The organism is Paenibacillus sp. yr247, assembly GCF_900103825.1.
In the GTDB taxonomy this organism is placed as follows: domain Bacteria; phylum Bacillota; class Bacilli; order Paenibacillales; family NBRC-103111; genus Paenibacillus_E.
Map to the genome: position 1 here is coordinate 24,059 of NZ_FNIF01000029.1, position 17,068 is coordinate 41,126.

Consider the following 17,068-nt stretch of genomic DNA (forward strand, 5'->3'; position numbering starts at 1 on the left):
CGCAACATAACGACAGCCTGTTATCGTGTATAAAATGAAAGCGATTACTTTACAATTGCAGGAGGGCATAGTCATGGTAAATCGTAATTCGACTAGTTGGAGAAAGCAATTACTTTCGGTTTCTTTGAGAAGCAAAATTGTAGGGACATTTGTTATCGTATCTTTACTCGCAGCAGTAACCAGCGGCATGTCTTATACATACTTGAATAAAGTGGACAACTCGTATTCTAAACTCTTAAGTGATAATGTTTCTATTCTTCGAAATGTTTCTGATATTAAAGAGAAAACACAAATGCAAAACAGTATGCTGTTCGGCTATGTGTTAGATCCATCGAAGGATAAAGAGAAACAATTAACAGAAATGAATGTCACGCTTGCTTCAATCATTACAGAGATGGGCAAGCTTTCGAAGAATGAGGATGAGCAGAGTGCGATCCAGTCCATGATAGATTCAAACATGACTTTTGCTCGTCTTGTAAAGAAAGTGACGGAATACGCGGACAAAGGGAATGCTGCTCTAGCCAAAGCTGAAGCTATGCAGTGGGCCATTCCGACGACAGAAACATTGACGCATGCAGCCGTCAAGATTGAAGAGCTGGAAAGGGTAATCCAGGAGGAAGCCTCTGCTCGCAATCATGACGTAGTTCAATCAATCGTTAGAACGTTGATTTGGGTAAGTTTGGTCGCCTTCCTATTCGCCTTAGCGATCGGCCTCTTGCTTTCTCGCATGATTGTTAATCCGATGCGTTCTATGGTACGGGCTGCTGAACGAATCGCAGCATGCGATTTAACGGTTAGCGATATTCACGTGAAGAACAAGGACGAATTAAGAGACTTAGCGTCGGCTTTTAATCAAATGAAAGCCAATCTGCATAGCTTAATTAGTCAGGTAGGAAGCAGTGCCCAGCATGTTGCTGCTGCATCGGAAGCGCTCAGCAGCAATTCCGGACAAGTTAGCGAGTCTTCCGAACGGATTACAAACACTGTTCAAGAAATTTCAACGGGAACGGATGCGCAAGTTCGCAGTATACATCTGGGTGTCTCTATTATGGAGGAAATGTCCGCAGCCGTCATTCAAATTGCAAGTGTAACGCAGTCAGCTAACCATCAGTCTTCCCTCGCACAGCAAGAGGCAGGAGAAGGCAATGCAGCTGTCGAGACAGCGATAACACAGATGAATGCCATATACCAGAAGATGAAGGAGCTTTCTGAATCGGTACAGAGGCTGGGTCAACGGTCTGAACAAATCGTCAATGCAAACGGGATGATTGCAAATATCGCAAGACAGACGAATATGCTCGCGCTCAATGCCTCCATTGAAGCAGCACGTGCCGGTGCCGCTGGCAAAGGCTTTGCGGTCGTCGCCGAGGAAGTCCGCAAGTTATCCATGCAGACGGGAGCAGCTGCTGAAGAAGTCGCTAATCTTGTTTCGAGCATTCAGGATGAAACAAGGGAGGTCGTAAGTTCTACCGAGGCGGGGAGCCGAGAGGTGGAGACGGGGCTTGAGGTGGTCGGCGTAGCGCGAGATACCTTTAAGCGTATTCGCGAGGCGATGGACGAAGTCGCCAGGCAGATCGAGGAAGTAGCCGGCAGCTCGGCAGCTATTTCCGAGAAAACTCGTGCAGCTGTAGATGTGATTCGCGCGATCGATGAAGTGGCTGGACAAACGGCTTCGGGAGCAAGAAACGTTTCCTTCAACATCGAGGTTCAATATGCGAGCATGGAGGAGATTGTCTCCTCAGCTACTGTTCTCAACAACATGGCTGCTGATTTGCAAACATTAATCGGAAGATTCCGTGTGTGATAGTTTAGTAAGCAAAGATAAAGGGCATATCGGTCCAGTTTGACTACATAAGAGGAACGAAAATCCGCTAATTTGGTAAAAGTGAGTTATAACGCGATTCTAACGGAACGTGGACCGAAATAACGAATCCTCGTTCCTCTTTGCTCATGAAAACGGGCGTTTTTCGTAGTTCTGCGTACATTGTAATCCGGGCAATTTTCGCCTAATTAACGAACTCATCTGCATTCTTTACTACTTTTTGCAGTACTTTACTCCTAATCACGTACTTCTACGATAAGTTCAATTTCTACCGGTGTGTGAAAAGGCAGCTCACTCGTACCAATCGCTGAACGAGCATGCTTGCCATGCTCACCGAACACAGCCACTAACAAGTCGGACGCGCCATTGATGACATAGGGTTGATCTCCAAAGCCCGGTGCGCTGTTGACGAAACCAAGCATTTTCACGATTTTAACAACACGATCCAAATCTCCGAGATATCCCTTCATAACAGCTAAGCAATTGATAATGGTTTGACGGGCTGCCGCTTGTCCCTGTTCGAGGGTTACTTCGCGGCCAAGCTTACCTTCGTACATGAGCTCTCCGTTAATACGACAATCCTGACCGGACAAATAAATGAGATTCCCTGTTTGATTACAAGGAATATACGTGAAACGCGGTTCGGGGGATGGGGGAAGCGTGATGCCTAGCTCTTGTAGGCGTTGTTCGATTCGGGACATCATGTTGACCTCCAAGTCATTTGATTTCGGCTTAATGTCGGCAGCAGTGCTGCGCACGAATGAAAATACCTTCTCGTGCTTGTGTATGCTGACCATTGGATAAAGATAACGTTCCATTTACGACGACATGCGAGATACCGTCTGGATAGCGTCTAGGCTCCTCGAATGTCGCATGATCCTGAATCGTATCGGGGTTAAAGACCGCCACATCAGCGATATAGCCGGGGACAATAAGACCGCGCATGCCGAGCTTGAAGCGCTGCACAGGGAAGGATGTGACTTTGCGAACCGCTTGTTCCAAAGTCAGAACGCGGTTCTCGCGCACATATTTGGCGAAAACCCGCGGGAACGTCCCATATAGACGCGGGTGCGGCTTCCCAGTATCGCAAGTGAGACTATCCGAAGCGATGAGCGATTTATCATAAGCGACAACTTGTTTAACGTCATCGTCGGACATATGGAAGTAGACGATAGAGATCCTTCCATCTTCCTCCAGAAGCAAATCCATCATACAATCTGCAGAATGCTGCCCGCGAAATTCACTAATTTCGGCGATGTGCTTGCCTTCGAGATGACGGTTTTTCTCCGTGTGCATGGCGGATAGGAACACACTTTGCCAACCGGTGGAGCAAACGAGATTGTCCCAAGTAACCTGTTCATGACTTAATTCTTCACGGATAAGGGCGCGCATTTTAGGGATGCGAATGACGTCTAACGCTTTTTCAATCCCGCCTTCCAACACCCAAGGAGGAAGTATGGTCGTTAAACTCGTTGAGCCTGCGTTGTAGGGATAAACATCGCAGGTTACATCCATACCGCGTGCTCTTGCATCTTCAATCAAATCCAAAGTATCAACGATTTGACCCCAATTCCGTTTGCCGGCAGCTTTGAGATGGCTGATGTGCAGAGATACGCCAGCTTTTTCGGCAATCCAAATCACTTCCTGAACCGAGGGCAGCAGATTGTTACCTTCCCCGCGAATATGTGTTGAGAAGAGACCGCCAAATTTCGGGAGTACCGAACACAATTCAGCAATTTCTTCTTTGCTCGTGTAGCTGCCCGGCGCATAGAGGAGACCGATCGAGAGGCCGATAGCTCCGGCCTTCAAGCCTTCTTCCAGCATATGCTTCATCAGCGTGATTTCTTGTGGAGCTGCAGGTCGATTGGCAAATCCCATCACCGCAATACGAAGTGAGCCATGAGCGACATAGGTAGCCATATGCTCAGAAGGACGGGAATTTGAAACAGCATCCATGTATTCGGCGACAGTTTCCCAAGGCCATGCCCATTTCGTCTGACCGAGCACAGGCTGGACATAACTTTGCAGCAGCTCTTCTTGTGCAGGGACAAAAGGGGCAGGCGCCAATCCGCAGTTCCCGACAACCTCAGCTGTCACCCCTTGACGCATCTTGATTTCGCTGTGTGGATAATCGAAGATCATCAGATCAGAATGACAGTGTCCATCAATAAAGCCAGGGGAAATGACCTGATGCTGCACATCAACCACTTGCACAGCTTCATCATGAATCTGACCAACGGCGACGATTTTATTGTCTGAAATCCCTACATCGCCTGAAAACCAAGGATTGCCGGTACCATCAACAATCCGTCCGTTTTTCAAGATAAGATCCAACATAAAGGTAACGCCTCCCTAATTCTTACTCCAACATACCCCGCGCGAGCACCGGCAAGCGCTCAAGCTTATCACTGCGCTGTAAAATAACTTGATTATGCAGGTTGACGGTGCTGCAAATATGGTTAGGAATAATACGGAGTTTGTCGCCAATCTGTAAGTTAGCCGCTTGGGCGAGTGGCCCGAGTTCAACCATGCCATGCTCTTCCGTCATGCGAATGAGCAGCGCATCCTCTAGATTAACGATGTGGCCGAAGCCGCGCAGTTGAAGTGGATCGGTGCCTGGCTGCACATCAGTAGCGAACGTTTTGCTGCCGCCATCGATGATCGCGAGATCAGCTGACGGGCGGCTAACGACTGTGACAAGCACACTGGCAGCGCAGTCATCGAGGTCGCAAACGCCTAAGCGCGCCTGCATTCGATCGTGAAACACGTAGGTACCTGGGCGGACCTCCGTCACGCCTTCAACTGCAGCGGCGTAAGCGGCAGTTGGTGTTGATCCTACGCTAACATCCGTGATGGCGATGCCCTGCGCTCTAAGACGCTCGGCAAGCTGCACCATTAGCTTGCCTTCTTCTTGACCGGCCGCAGCCACGTCAAGCGTAGGCTTGCCTGCAAGCAGTGAGCCGCGAAACGTATAGATGCCTGTCAGCCGCAAATGCGGCATGCGGGCGATCTCAAAAGCGAGCGCTGAGGCTTGCTCGTAGAGGACGCCGGTTCGGCGCAAGCCCGTATCGATTTCCAGCCGAACTTGCAACGAGTGACCTAGCCGGCTAGCGGTTTGCTCCAATAGCTGAGCGCCTGCTAAGCTATCGACGCCGACGATCAGCTCGATTTGCTCGCTTAGGCGAATAGCTCTTTCAATTTTGCTAACTGTCACAAGCGGATAAGCGATGAAGATGTTGCTTACTCCATTCGCAGCCATGACTTCGGCTTCAGACACTTTCGCTACCGTGATGCCGACAGCGCCGGCTTCCATCTGCTGGAGTGCGATAGAAGGGAGCTTGTGCGTCTTCGCATGCGGGCGCAGCTTCACATGATGTTTGTTGACCATGTCAGCCATAACTTGAATGTTGCGATCCATGCGTTCTGTGTCAATAATTATACAAGGCGTTTCCAAGGTTTCTGTCATCATGCTTCACTCTCTTTCGCGGCGCTTTCGCCTTCTTCTAAGCGGCTATAAAGTGTCAGCCAAGCAGTATGCCTGATTTTATTGTATAACTAGATTATAACTTTAATGTTTGCGATTGTGCAGGAGGCATTTTAGCGGAAGGCACGCCGGAGATAGTCGCTGCGGTTGACACTCCACACTGGCCAATTTTTGAGACAGGTGTTAATAAAAGTGAAAAAACCGTCAGGTACAGCCTGACGGTTACTTACGTTTAGACTTCTGGTGACTGCTAGCCATTCAGCCATTCTCCGACAGCTCAGGCGTTGGAGCCAGTCGGCTCCACGCGCCGTCGGTCAGGAAGAGCCCAGGCGCGATGGCGACCTTCCGGATGCCGTGCCGCGCCCACTAGACGGCAAGCGAGCGCTCAATTTGCGCTATTAATGATTAATGATGTGAATGCTGCTATTGGGGGAAAGTAGCTTCAAATTGCTCGATTCGGCTTGCTAAATCTTCTGGCAGCGGGGTGCTTTTTTGCGTGTGAACATCGACATAAACGCCGGTGCTGATAGCAAAGCTCACGACTTGCTGATTTTCACGCTTAACAATTGCATAATGCATTTCAATCGACGATTTGCCAATTCGGCTCACTTTCATATAGATATCAAGGTTATCGTTAAAATGTGCCTGAGACTTGTACTCTACGCTCTGGCTGACGAGAAAAAAGGTTTTATCAACCAGATTAACTTCCGAGTTTGCAAAAAATAAACCCAACTCGTTCATATACTCACAGCGGGCTTGCTCCATGTAAATGACGGAAGAAAGATGACTCAGGTGTCCGTTCGCATCGGTTTCACAGAAACGGACTTTCGTTGGTGTAAAATAGCGGTAGCCTTCTAATTCGGGATTGTTCATAACAAGTCTAGTCTCCTGTAAAGTAGGTTTGATACTGCTCGCGCAGCTCGCGTTTCATGAATTTACCAACCGACGTCCTAGGTATTTCGTGAAGGAAGACAACATCGTCGGGAATCCACCATTTGGCAAATTTGTTTTTCAGAAAATTGAGTAAATCCTCTTTGTCGTCATCAGTCTGTAAAGCGGCGTCTTTGAGTACGACGAAGGCGAGAGGCCGTTCATCCCATTTGGGATGCGGCACGCCGATGACACAAGCTTCGAAAACATTCGGATGTGCCATTAATGTGTTTTCTAAGTCTAGAGATGAAATCCATTCGCCACCGCTTTTGACCAAATCCTTGGCTCTGTCGACCAGCTTTACGAATCCCTCGCTATCAATAACCGCGATATCTCCGCTATAGAACCATCCGTCTTGGAACGATTCCTGCGTTCTGGCATCTTTGTAGTATTCCGTAGCTACCCATGGCCCGCGGAGTAAGATTTCGCCCATCTCTTTACCGTCCCAAGCCACCTCACCGCGAGGTCCAACGATTTTCATATCAAGCCCAGGAACAAGTATTCCCTGCATAGCCCGCGTATCGTACTGTTCATCGAGAGAAGCCTCTTCCTGATAGCTTTTGAGACGGGCAACGGTAACAAGAGGACACGTTTCGGTCATCCCATAGGCATGATAGAAAGGAACATTGAGCCGCTGCTCGTAGCTTTCTATCAAACTTCGCGGGGCAGCCGAACCGCCGCAGACTACTGCCCGCAGGGATGATAGATCCGCCTGCAGTAATTCTTGCGCCTTAAGGGCTGCCGTCCACACTGTAGGAACACCAGCCGCAATCGTTACTTTCTCGTCTGCGATCAAGCGAAGCAGGATATCCGGGGTCGGTGAAGGCCCCGGAAGCACTTGCTTGCTGCCGAACCAGACCGAGGAGAACGGAAGCCCCCAAGCATTGACGTGAAACATCGGCACAATAGGCAGAACAGTGTCTCGTTCGGAAAGACCCAGCGTATCCGTCAGGCCGATAGAGAGGGAATGCAGGTAAATCCCGCGATGGGAATACACCACACCCTTGGGATTCCCTGTTGTAGCAGACGTGTAGCACATGCCTGCGGGAGCGCTTTCATTAATATCGGCAGCGTATGTAAAATGAGGATCGCCGCTTTCTATCATGTTCTCATATAAATAGACGGGATGTAAAGATGTAGGCGGAAGTTCCTTTTTGTCCGTCATCAAAATAAAGCCTTCTATCGTCGTAAGTTGATCCTGAATCTTCTCAATGATAGGAAGTAAGGTCTCATCAACGAAGAGGAAACGGTCTTCTGCATGATTGAGAATATAAGCAATATGATCAGCGGGGAGGCGGATGTTGACGGTGTGCAGGACGGCTTCCATACAGGGGATGGCGAAATAGGCCTCTAGATGCCAGTGATGATTCCAGGCAAATGTGGCAACCCGATCACCTGGTTTGACGCCAAGTGCTTGTAGTGAGCTGGACAATTGCTTCGCTCGCCTCCCGAAATCGGCGTAAGTGTACCGGTGGATGCCGGTGCTTGTACGTGAAACAACCTCTTTTTTGGGAAACAAGGATTGTGAACGTTCAAAGAGAGAGCGCAGCGTTAATGGGAAATTTTCCATGTGGAAACACCTCCGGAGATTGTCTGAATCTATTGTAATATATAAATCTAAGTGGTAGGATATGTCCAAAAAAAATAATCAATTGTAAATAAAAAAACCGACACCATCGCATGTCGATATGCAGGTGGAATCGGTTTGACTCTTAAGTATTCAAAATAAACTTCTCAATGACGTGCCTGACGCCATCCTCATTGTTGCTTTTGGTAATGTAGTTGGCCAGCTCTTTAAGCTCTGGCAAAGCATTATCCATCGCGACGCCAAGTCCTGCGACTTCAAGCATTTCCCTATCGTTCCACGCATCGCCGAGTGCTATGACTTCATCTAAAGTGCAGCCAATATGCTCAGCAAGGAAGGTGATAGCATGACCCTTAGTGCCTTCTTTGTGCATGAATTCCAAATAGTGCGGTTTGGATTTCGTTATGTGCATCTGATCACCAAGCAGAGGCAGCAGCTCCTCGCGGATGTGGTCGCAAACCTCCGGTTTATCAATGATCAGCAGCTTGGGCTGAGGAATGTCGATCCACTGGCGCAGATCACCGATGATATAAGGAGTTTTGGAAAGGCGTACATAATTTTGGATCTTATCGTTATCTTCACCTGCATAAAGCTGATCGCCATGGTAAAGCTGAAGATGAAGATTTCTTTTTTCGCAAAAATCAAGCAAGTATCGGGCACTTTCTACAGGAACAGTCCGCTCGTAGAGGACTTCCTCATCAAGAAGATTTTTGATCAAGGCTCCTTGGTACGTGATGATGGGTACGTTGAGTCCGAGTTGATTGGCGATCTTGGCTGCGGATGGGAAGCTTCTTCCCGTTGCAATCGTTACGGTCACGCCTTTGGCAACAGCTTGATGCATCGCCTCGATCGTTTCTTGTGAAATCGTCAGATCATCACGCAGCAGTGTATCATCTAAGTCAGCGGCAATTAGTTTGTAAGTCATGCAGTTCTCTCCTATCCGATAGGTAATCTATATAAAAATTCTGCTATAAGCATACCCGAATCATGGCAGAATTGCTACAATAAAGCGTATAGCTTAACTGGTAAAAAGGAGGCACGCAGACGATGGCATCACCTTATACGGACAAGCTGGAGGCTTGGCTGCGAGCACACAGCAATGCGGCCGATTCGACGGCGATGGCGGCCTACATGCAAAATCAGTTCCCGTTCCTTGGGATTCGAAATCCGGAGCGAGTGGCGCTGACGAAGCAGTTTTGGAAGGAAAATGGCTTCCCCAAAGGAGCGGAAGGTGTACGAGTCGCAGAGGAACTTTGGCAACTGCCAGAGCGGGAGTTTGCCTACACGGCGATGCTGCTGCTCATTCAGCTGCGCAAGGAAGCAGAACGGGAGCGCATTGAGGTTCTGGAGCGAATGGTAGCTACCCAATCCTGGTGGGATTCAGTGGATACGATCGCAGACCATTTGATTGGCTTTCAATTGCAGAAATATCCGGACCTGATCCCTGCCTATGTAGAGAAATGGTTGGCCTCGGGCAACATGTGGCTGCAGCGCACAGCCATCTTGTTTCAATTGAAGTATAAGCAGCGGACGGATGTTCCGCTGTTGTTTAGCAGCATCCGGCGAATGGCGGACTCCAATGAGTTCTTCATCCGTAAAGCGATTGGCTGGGCGCTTCGGGAGTACTCGAAGACGGATGCTGCTGCCGTGCAAGCGTTCGTTGCAGAGACGGAGCTTTCACCGCTTAGCGTGCGGGAAGCGCTGAAGGTCATTCAGCGCAAGGAGGCTCGTGAGAGAGAGAAGTAGTAAAATCCACACAGGGGTTGTACCTTGTGTGGATTTTTTTATGTGCTAAGGGGTATTTTCCAAGGTTAAAGTAAGGGTTGGCTTATCACGTCATAAAACCTTACGCATACAATAATAAATCGAATGATTTTGTCATATATATTGACATGTTAGTGACATTGGTTTAAAGTTAATAAAATTCTTTGTGGAGGCTTATATCTGTTCCGCTTTTTTTACACTAAAATTTTATGAAGGGATGAAGGGATGATGGGAGATGGCACATAATCGGACGCATGAATTATTATCGCGCCTGCCTAAAGTTGATCTTCATTTGCACTTGGACGGGAGTGTAAAGCCGGAAACGATTCTTGAGCTTGCCCTGGATCAAGGCATTGATCTTCCCGTTTACGATAAAGAGGGATTAATTCCACATATGCGTGTAGGTGAGGAGTGCGGCAGTCTCATCGAATACTTAAGTAAATTCGATTTCACAACCCAATTTCTGCAATCGGGTGAAGCTTTGGAGCGTGTTGCTTACGAGGTTGCTCAGCAATCGGCGGAACATAACTGCAAATATGTGGAGGTTCGTTTTGCCCCGCAACTGCATCGAAACAATGGTTTGACTGTTGAAGAAACGATTCATCATGTGGTGGCGGGAATGAAGCGGGGGCAGCGGGATTTTGGTGTGAGAGCCGGCGTCATTGCAATTTGCATGAGAAATCATTCTTACGGAAGTAATCTCGAAGTCATTGAAGCAGCTGCTAAGTTTGTAGGTAAAGGTTTGGTTGCTGTCGACTTAGCCGGAGATGAGGCGTCGTATCCGCCGGAGTTTTTCCGAGAGGTTTTTGCCGAATCGGGAAGGCTCGGAATCCCTGTCACAATCCATGCCGGGGAAGCAGCCGGAGCGATAAATGTGTTTGAAGCCGTAACGAATCTTGGCGCTGTCCGAATTGGGCACGGTGTTAGATTAAGGGAAAACAGAAGCATTTTAGAAATGGTCAAAGATCGTCGTATCCCGCTGGAAATGTGCCCCATCAGCAACATCCAAACGAAGGCGGTTTCCGGATGGGAAGCCTATCCGATCCGCGAATATTTAGAGCAAGGGCTCGTCGTCACAATTAATACAGATAATCCAAGCGTATCGGGAACCAATATTACGAATGAATACCGCGTTCTGTCGGACCGTTTTGGCTTTACCGCACCAGAGCTCGTGAAGCTTATCATGAATGGGGTAGATGCCGCGTTTCTGGAGGAGAATGATAAGCTTTCGTTAAGACGAGAAATGGAAGATGAGATAAGCAGTCTGGGTCTGAGTTTGTTAAATTGACATACCTATTGCCGTACTGTTCTGCACGTTATACAATCTCGTTCGTGTGACCAAGGGAGGGGGAAGCAATAAATCAGAATTTATATTAGTCGCAGCATCAACGAAAGCCGGCGAAACAATTTATTCATCTCTTCAATCGGCAAAATCTTTTTGTTTGATAAAAATTTATCGTTATGCTGTCGTTATCTTCAAATCACCCGGAAGTTGACCTCAGAGTCGGTCTATATTATTACGGCAAGTGAAAACCCCTGAAAGGGAGGAGGATTCCAGACATACGAACGGATGAGTACGGGCCTAAAAAGTTGGTTTTTGCTTCAGAAACTATTTAAGGGAATACGCTTTTAGCCAAGGATGGCTTAGGTAGTTTACGAAATCCTTTATTTTCTAGGTCCTAAGGACTAAAAAATAATAGTCTGACATTAAAAATTTTGGTATATTAGATTAATGACTTCATCACAATAATTCTATTCATTTCTTACGTTCCTCAAAGGAGATAATCGCGGGATGTTAAAAGTTGATCAACTTCAAATTCAAGTTGTTATTATTATGAAAGCGCATTCAAGTGGGTGACATGAAAAAACAAATAATAAGGGGAAAAGTACTATCTAATCTCAGCGCTGTCTTCATCATCTTGGTCGTACTATGTTCATCGAGCATATCTTTGTTTTCTTTTCATCCGCAGTCCTTCTACAAAGATCAGGTTGCCATCCTCATCTATCACAACATTAGCGATTCGGCGAAAAGCAACATTACGATCACTACGGATCTATTTAGCAAGCAGCTTACCAAACTCAAAAAAGAAGGATATCATTTTATTACAGTGAGTGATTTCAAAACATTTATGGCAGGCGGCCCTGTAGTCGATAACGCAGTGCTTGTTACCTTCGATGACGGGTACAAAAGCTTTTACCAAGAGGCTTTTCCGATTATGGAACTGATGCATATTCCTGCAATCAACTTTGTTATTACGAAAAATATGGACGATTCCGACAATAACCCGGTCCCTTTCTTATCCAGACAAGATATCGCCGAGATGAAGCAAAAGGATCCCGCCTTCGCATTCCAGTGCCATTCTGATAGCTTACACTCCAAGCAGAATGACGGAGGATTTTTACTGACAAGCTTCATTAAACAGACGGGTAAGGTCGAATCGGAGGCGGATTACAAATCGCGAATAATAAATGATACCGAAACCTGTATCAACAAACTGCAGGCAATTTCCTCTGATCCAATCGATCTGTACACGTATCCATTCGGGGCTTACCATAAAGAAGCTGCGGATCTGATTCATCAGGGGGGAATCGGTTATGCGTTCACGATTGTGAATGGTCTTGCGAACCGTCAAGATAATCCGATGTTTTTGCCTAGAATCAATGCTGGGAGCCCGACTATTTCGCCAGATAATCTCGACCAATTGATCAAACGCAGAGTCGTCGATCTACAGAAGAAGTTTGATTACGTACCCGTACGTGATGGGGTCGAACAGATTGGCGGAACGATTTTGCAGGATAGTAAGAAACAAATAAGTCTATATTATAACGGGCATCACTACATCGTGGATTTAAAAGCTTTGACTGTATCAGAGAACGGGCATATCGTTCCTTTGCAAAAACCACTTAAGCGGATTGGACTAAAGCGCACCTTGAGCATCGGATTAGACGATTTAACGAAAATGATGGACGCTCACATCGTCTACGATCCAATCACCCAAAAGTTTTTTGACAGGACTTGGTCAATGGCAGCAAGTGAATAGACCATACTTTAAAAAACCTCAGTAGAACTGGGGTTTTTCCATGGAAAAATTTTAAAATAGGCTTGATATAGGGTATGGGGGTATGGTATGTTGGAAATGTGAGGAGGAAATGCAATGGAACAACAAGATAAACAAGAATTAAATGAGGACAGTTGCCATTCGGGCAGTGATCGAAAAAGTCATCATTCTGATAAAACAAAAAACAATTTGATTTCTAGGCTCAATCGCATCGAAGGACAAATTCGCGGTGTGAAAGGTCTTATAGAGAAGGATACGTATTGTGACGATGTGTTAAATCAAATCGCCGCGGTTCAATCAGCTTTAAACGGTGTTGGGAAACTGCTTCTCGAACATCATTTAAACAGCTGTGTGCTAGAACGCATTCAAGAAGGCGATAATGAGGTTATTAAAGAGCTTATGGTTACTATGAATAAATTAATTAAATAATAAAGGGAGAGATTAATATGCAAACAGTTACACTTAAAGTTGAGGGTATGTCCTGCGGTCATTGCGTGAATTCCGTTGAAGGCGCAGTTAAGAAACTTGGTGCTTCCGGCAAAGTTGATTTGAGTGGTGGTTCTGTTACTGTAGATTTCGATGAGTCTAAAGTTTCTTTGGACGCTATTAAAGAAGCAATTGAAGATAATGGCTATGATGTCGCGAAATGAAGATAGATAAGCCGCTACATGCGGCTCCATTGTAACACCTATTTTTTTTGAATAAAATATACCCCATAGGGGTATTGTGGCGTAGGAGGGTTGAAATGGTGAAACAATTAGAGCAGCAACAAGCAAGTCTACAAATTACGGGCATGACATGTGCGGCGTGTGCGAACCGGATAGAAAAAGGCTTGAAGAAATTAGAAGGTGTTGCTGATGCCAACGTAAATTTTGCCCTCGAGAAGGCATCTGTAACATATAATCCGAGACAAATAAGCGTAACTGCCATGGAAGAAAAAATACTAGACCTGGGTTACAGCACCGTAAAGGATACAGTCGATTTTAATATCATAGGTATGACCTGCGCAGCGTGCTCGACTCGTATTGAGAAAGGCTTAAATAAAATGCCAGGAGTTAGCAAAGCTACTGTTAACCTTGCCTTAGAAACAGCCCATGTCGAGTATAGAGCTACTGAAGTTTCTGTAAGCGATATGGTTAAAAAAGTAGATCAGCTAGGATACAATGCCATACGTAAAGATGAAGTTGAAACTAAAGGCGATTATAAGCAAAAGGAGATTCGCCACAAGAAAATACAGTTAGCGGTATCGGCAATCCTTTCGTTACCACTTCTGTGGGCCATGGTGAGCCACTTTACATTTACATCGTGGATTTACCTGCCGGAGTTCTTTATGAATCCTTGGGTACAGCTTGTGCTTGCCACACCGGTACAGTTTATTATCGGTAGTCAGTTTTACGTGGGAGCATACAAAGCACTTCGCAATAAAAGCGCCAATATGGATGTACTTGTTTCCCTTGGAACATCAGCCGCGTACTTCTATAGTTTATACCTAACACTGCAATGGGCAGCTTCTGCTGATGCCAATCACCATGCGCCGAATATGTATTATGAAACAAGCGCGATTCTTATAACTTTGATTATTTTAGGGAAATTGTTTGAGGTGTTGGCAAAAGGACGCACCTCTGAAGCCATCAAAAAATTGATGGGGCTTCAAGCGAAAACAGCGTTAGTCATTCGGAATGGTGAAGAAATGGCTATACCAGTTGAAGAAGTTGTCATTGAGGACATTGTTCTTGTAAAACCGGGTGAGAAAGTCCCAGTCGACGGTGAAGTTGTAGATGGTTTGTCTGCTGTTGATGAATCCATGCTTACTGGGGAAAGTATCCCTGTTGAGAAAAAAAATGGTGACGCCGTTATTGGCGCTACTGTTAATAAAAACGGCAGCTTAAAAATTAAAGCAACTCGTGTTGGGAAAGAGACAGCTCTCGCTCAAATTATCAAAGTTGTAGAAGAAGCCCAAGGTTCTAAAGCACCTATACAACGTATCGCGGATGTGATCTCGGGTATCTTTGTCCCGATTGTTGCAGGAATTGCTGTTGTAACATTTTTGGTTTGGTATATCTGGGTTGCTCCAAATGAGTTTGCAGCTGCGCTGGAAAAGGCCATTGCGATCCTTGTCATTGCATGCCCTTGTGCTTTAGGACTTGCAACACCAACATCGATTATGGCCGGATCCGGTCGCGCTGCGGAATTTGGCATCCTGTTTAAGGGCGGGGAACATTTAGAATCAATGCAAAAAGTGCAAACCATCGTGCTTGATAAAACGGGTACGGTAACTAAAGGGAAACCGGAACTTACAGACGTTCAAATTGAAAACATAGATGAAGAAGATACAATTCTTAGACTAATCGGTTCTGCCGAAAAAAAATCAGAGCATCCGCTTGCTGAGGCGATTGTTGCTGGGATTGTTGCTAAAGGTATCCTACTTACCACTACTGAGCAGTTTGAGTCCATTCCTGGCTACGGAATTCGAGCCATCGTAGAAGGTAAGGAAGTACTTGTTGGAACCCGCAAGCTTCTGCAGCGTGAAGCCATCGACTTTGGAAAAGCAGAAACTGCTATGGAAAAGCTCGAATCCGAAGGCAAAACCGCTATGCTCGTAGCGGTGGATTACAAGTACGCAGGTATGGTAACCGTAGCGGATACAATCAAGGATTCATCAAAAGAGGCGGTCGCTCGCTTAAAAGAAATGGGCATTGAGGTCATCATGATGACAGGTGATAACCAACGGACGGCGCATGCCATCGCACAGCAAGTTGGCATCGATCATGTTCTTGCTGAAGTGCTCCCGGAAGGCAAAGCTGAGGAAGTGAAGAAACTTCAAGGACAAGGAAAAAAAGTGGCAATGGTGGGTGATGGCATCAATGATGCTCCAGCTCTTGCGACGGCTGACGTCGGCATAGCTATCGGTACGGGCACTGACATTGCGATTGAAGCAGCGGATGTGACACTGATGCGCGGAGAACTTACTAGCATTGCAGATGCCATTTATATGAGCCGCAAAACGATGACGAACATTAAACAGAACCTGTTTTGGGCACTCGGTTACAATGCACTCGGAATACCGATTGCGGCACTTGGACTTTTAGCACCCTGGGTAGCCGGTGCTGCCATGGCTCTAAGCTCGGTATCGGTTGTTTTAAACGCCTTACGCTTGCAACGAATGAGGTTATGGAGAAATTCATATCAAAAGTGAAGAAGGCAAAGGAACTGAAGTCAGTATTCATTTGAAAAGAACCATCATTAGTCCATCAAAAGAATAAAAGAGATATAACAAAGGTTGGAGGATTTGAACGAAGATGGATCAACGGATGAGGATATTGATCCCTAAAATCGTAAGTTTATTGTTTATTTTATGTATACCCTTTTTTATCTTTATTACTCCCAGCAAAGCACATTCAATAGACAGCGGATACTCAGAGGTCACGATTGAAAGTAAAAAGGTTAACTTTAACTTGACACTACCTGAATCCAGTCTGCTTGTTTTTGACACTGACAAGAATAATGTATTGACCTTAGAAGAGTTAAATAATCAGAGAACAGAAATTGAAAGTTACTTTAAAACTCATCTAAAGCTTGAAAACAAATCGAAACTGTTAGAATGTTCTTTGCATTCCATATCTAAGACAGATAATCTTGGGATTCCTTCAATCGAATTCAACTTACAATTTACGTCGGTTTCATCGGTCGAAAGTCTTTCAATCACATATAATTTACTTTTTGATGATTACGACCCTCAGCACGTTAATTTTTTAATCATCACTAAAGAGGATGATATAGATCAAACCATATTTGACACGGGACACCGCTTTTATCATTATGTCCCCATGAATAATACAACAATGGCATCTTCTGCTTGGCAATATTTTTTATTGGGGATTAAACACATCTTAACCGGTTATGATCACTTATTATTCTTGCTTTCATTAATTATAGTTGCTATAAGACTTAAAGATATAATAAAAATCGTCACTGCTTTTACGTTAGCCCACAGTATTACATTATTTTTAACTGCGACAGGGCACATTTCTGTTAATTCACGATGGATAGAAACAGGGATTGCATTAACCATTGCTTACGTTGCTATAGAAAATCCGTTTATCAAATCGGTTCGAATGCGCTGGGTCATAACGTTCTTATTTGGTTTAATACATGGAATGGGATTCGCAGGTGCAATTAGTGAAATAGGATTACCAAGAGAGTATTTAATCAGTTCTTTGTTATCTTTTAACGTAGGAGTAGAAACTGGTCAACTGGGTATTGTTCTTGCAATCCTTCCATTCCTACTTAAACTTCAAAAATTTACATGGTATCGAAAAATGTTAATTGGAGTTTCTATTATTGTCTTTTTAATCGCAGTATATTGGGCATTACAGCGTATGGGTATTATTTTGTAATTGAAAATAATAATAAGCAAGAATATA

14 protein-coding genes and 1 pseudogene are annotated in these 17,068 nt (G+C 45.6%); 8 read left to right on the forward strand and 7 right to left on the reverse strand.

The window, feature by feature from the left end; translation table 11 throughout:
• Positions 1-73 precede the first annotated feature (73 nt).
• Positions 74-1,804 carry a methyl-accepting chemotaxis protein gene (locus BLT91_RS26600; RefSeq protein WP_090826793.1) on the forward strand — a complete coding sequence of 577 codons (1,731 nt, stop codon included), beginning with the start codon at positions 74-76 and terminating at the stop codon, positions 1,802-1,804.
• Between the two features lie 254 nt (positions 1,805-2,058).
• Here the strand turns inward: BLT91_RS26600 and BLT91_RS26605 are convergent, their stop codons facing one another.
• The 7 genes and pseudogenes from BLT91_RS26605 to BLT91_RS26630 form a co-directional block, all read right to left on the reverse strand.
• Positions 2,059-2,523, reverse strand: coding sequence for a RidA family protein (locus BLT91_RS26605; RefSeq protein WP_090826795.1), 465 nt, complete (start codon positions 2,521-2,523; stop codon positions 2,059-2,061).
• A gap of 31 nt (positions 2,524-2,554) precedes the next feature.
• Positions 2,555-4,159, reverse strand: a complete 1,605-nt coding sequence (locus tag BLT91_RS26610) for an N-acyl-D-amino-acid deacylase family protein (RefSeq protein WP_090826796.1) — start codon at positions 4,157-4,159, stop codon at positions 2,555-2,557.
• Between the two features lie 22 nt (positions 4,160-4,181).
• Entirely contained in the window at positions 4,182-5,291 is a 1,110-nt protein-coding gene (locus tag BLT91_RS26615) for an alanine racemase (protein WP_368086857.1), read from the reverse strand.
• A gap of 282 nt (positions 5,292-5,573) precedes the next feature.
• Positions 5,574-5,696, reverse strand: a pseudogene (locus BLT91_RS34025) (2,4-dienoyl-CoA reductase); the annotation flags it as partial.
• Between the two features lie 33 nt (positions 5,697-5,729).
• Positions 5,730-6,179, reverse strand: a complete 450-nt coding sequence (locus BLT91_RS26620; RefSeq protein ID WP_090826798.1) for an acyl-CoA thioesterase — start codon at positions 6,177-6,179, stop codon at positions 5,730-5,732.
• Between the two features lie 7 nt (positions 6,180-6,186).
• Positions 6,187-7,806, reverse strand: coding sequence for a long-chain fatty acid--CoA ligase (locus BLT91_RS26625; protein ID WP_090826800.1), 1,620 nt, complete (start codon positions 7,804-7,806; stop codon positions 6,187-6,189).
• A gap of 142 nt (positions 7,807-7,948) precedes the next feature.
• Positions 7,949-8,746 carry a Cof-type HAD-IIB family hydrolase gene (locus BLT91_RS26630; RefSeq protein ID WP_090826802.1) on the reverse strand — a complete coding sequence of 266 codons (798 nt, stop codon included), beginning with the start codon at positions 8,744-8,746 and terminating at the stop codon, positions 7,949-7,951.
• Between the two features lie 122 nt (positions 8,747-8,868).
• Between BLT91_RS26630 and BLT91_RS26635 the strand changes: the two genes are divergently transcribed.
• The 7 genes from BLT91_RS26635 (at position 8,869) to BLT91_RS26665 (ending at position 17,041) form a co-directional block, all read left to right on the forward strand.
• On the forward strand, positions 8,869-9,567 hold the full coding sequence (locus tag BLT91_RS26635) for a DNA alkylation repair protein (RefSeq protein WP_090826804.1): 699 nt from the start codon (positions 8,869-8,871) through the stop codon (positions 9,565-9,567).
• Positions 9,568-9,820: 253 nt separating this feature from the next.
• Positions 9,821-10,873: an adenosine deaminase gene (gene add / locus BLT91_RS26640; protein WP_090826805.1), complete on the forward strand. Its 1,053-nt coding sequence runs from the start codon at positions 9,821-9,823 to the stop codon at positions 10,871-10,873.
• A 571-nt stretch (positions 10,874-11,444) separates the two neighbouring features.
• Positions 11,445-12,626: a polysaccharide deacetylase family protein gene (locus BLT91_RS26645; protein ID WP_090826806.1), complete on the forward strand. Its 1,182-nt coding sequence runs from the start codon at positions 11,445-11,447 to the stop codon at positions 12,624-12,626.
• 114 nt (positions 12,627-12,740) lie between these two features.
• The gene (locus tag BLT91_RS26650) at positions 12,741-13,073 is read left to right on the forward strand and encodes a metal-sensitive transcriptional regulator (RefSeq protein WP_090826808.1); all 333 of its coding nucleotides are present in this window, start codon (positions 12,741-12,743) and stop codon (positions 13,071-13,073) included.
• Between the two features lie 17 nt (positions 13,074-13,090).
• A complete protein-coding gene (locus BLT91_RS26655; RefSeq protein ID WP_090826809.1) occupies positions 13,091-13,294 on the forward strand; it encodes a copper ion binding protein in 204 nt (67 codons plus the stop codon).
• A gap of 95 nt (positions 13,295-13,389) precedes the next feature.
• On the forward strand, positions 13,390-15,840 hold the full coding sequence (locus tag BLT91_RS26660; RefSeq protein ID WP_090826811.1) for a heavy metal translocating P-type ATPase: 2,451 nt from the start codon (positions 13,390-13,392) through the stop codon (positions 15,838-15,840).
• 103 nt (positions 15,841-15,943) lie between these two features.
• Positions 15,944-17,041, forward strand: coding sequence for a HupE/UreJ family protein (locus BLT91_RS26665; protein WP_090826813.1), 1,098 nt, complete (start codon positions 15,944-15,946; stop codon positions 17,039-17,041).
• Positions 17,042-17,068: the final 27 nt, after the last annotated feature.

Excerpts from the sequence above, each read along its gene's own strand:
- BLT91_RS26600 (WP_090826793.1), top strand. The coding sequence starts at position 74 with ATGGTAAATCGTAATTCGACTAGTTGGAGAAAGCAATTACTTTCGGTT.
- BLT91_RS26605 (WP_090826795.1), bottom strand. The coding sequence starts at position 2,523 with ATGTCCCGAATCGAACAACGCCTACAAGAGCTAGGCATCACGCTTCCC.
- BLT91_RS26610 (WP_090826796.1), bottom strand. The coding sequence starts at position 4,159 with ATGTTGGATCTTATCTTGAAAAACGGACGGATTGTTGATGGTACCGGC.
- BLT91_RS26615 (WP_368086857.1), bottom strand. The coding sequence starts at position 5,291 with ATGATGACAGAAACCTTGGAAACGCCTTGTATAATTATTGACACAGAA.
- BLT91_RS26620 (WP_090826798.1), bottom strand. The coding sequence starts at position 6,179 with ATGAACAATCCCGAATTAGAAGGCTACCGCTATTTTACACCAACGAAA.
- BLT91_RS26625 (WP_090826800.1), bottom strand. The coding sequence starts at position 7,806 with ATGGAAAATTTCCCATTAACGCTGCGCTCTCTCTTTGAACGTTCACAA.
- BLT91_RS26630 (WP_090826802.1), bottom strand. The coding sequence starts at position 8,746 with ATGACTTACAAACTAATTGCCGCTGACTTAGATGATACACTGCTGCGT.
- BLT91_RS26635 (WP_090826804.1), top strand. The coding sequence starts at position 8,869 with ATGGCATCACCTTATACGGACAAGCTGGAGGCTTGGCTGCGAGCACAC.
- add (WP_090826805.1), top strand. The coding sequence starts at position 9,821 with ATGGCACATAATCGGACGCATGAATTATTATCGCGCCTGCCTAAAGTT.
- BLT91_RS26645 (WP_090826806.1), top strand. The coding sequence starts at position 11,445 with ATGAAAAAACAAATAATAAGGGGAAAAGTACTATCTAATCTCAGCGCT.
- BLT91_RS26650 (WP_090826808.1), top strand. The coding sequence starts at position 12,741 with ATGGAACAACAAGATAAACAAGAATTAAATGAGGACAGTTGCCATTCG.
- BLT91_RS26655 (WP_090826809.1), top strand. The coding sequence starts at position 13,091 with ATGCAAACAGTTACACTTAAAGTTGAGGGTATGTCCTGCGGTCATTGC.
- BLT91_RS26660 (WP_090826811.1), top strand. The coding sequence starts at position 13,390 with ATGGTGAAACAATTAGAGCAGCAACAAGCAAGTCTACAAATTACGGGC.
- BLT91_RS26665 (WP_090826813.1), top strand. The coding sequence starts at position 15,944 with ATGGATCAACGGATGAGGATATTGATCCCTAAAATCGTAAGTTTATTG.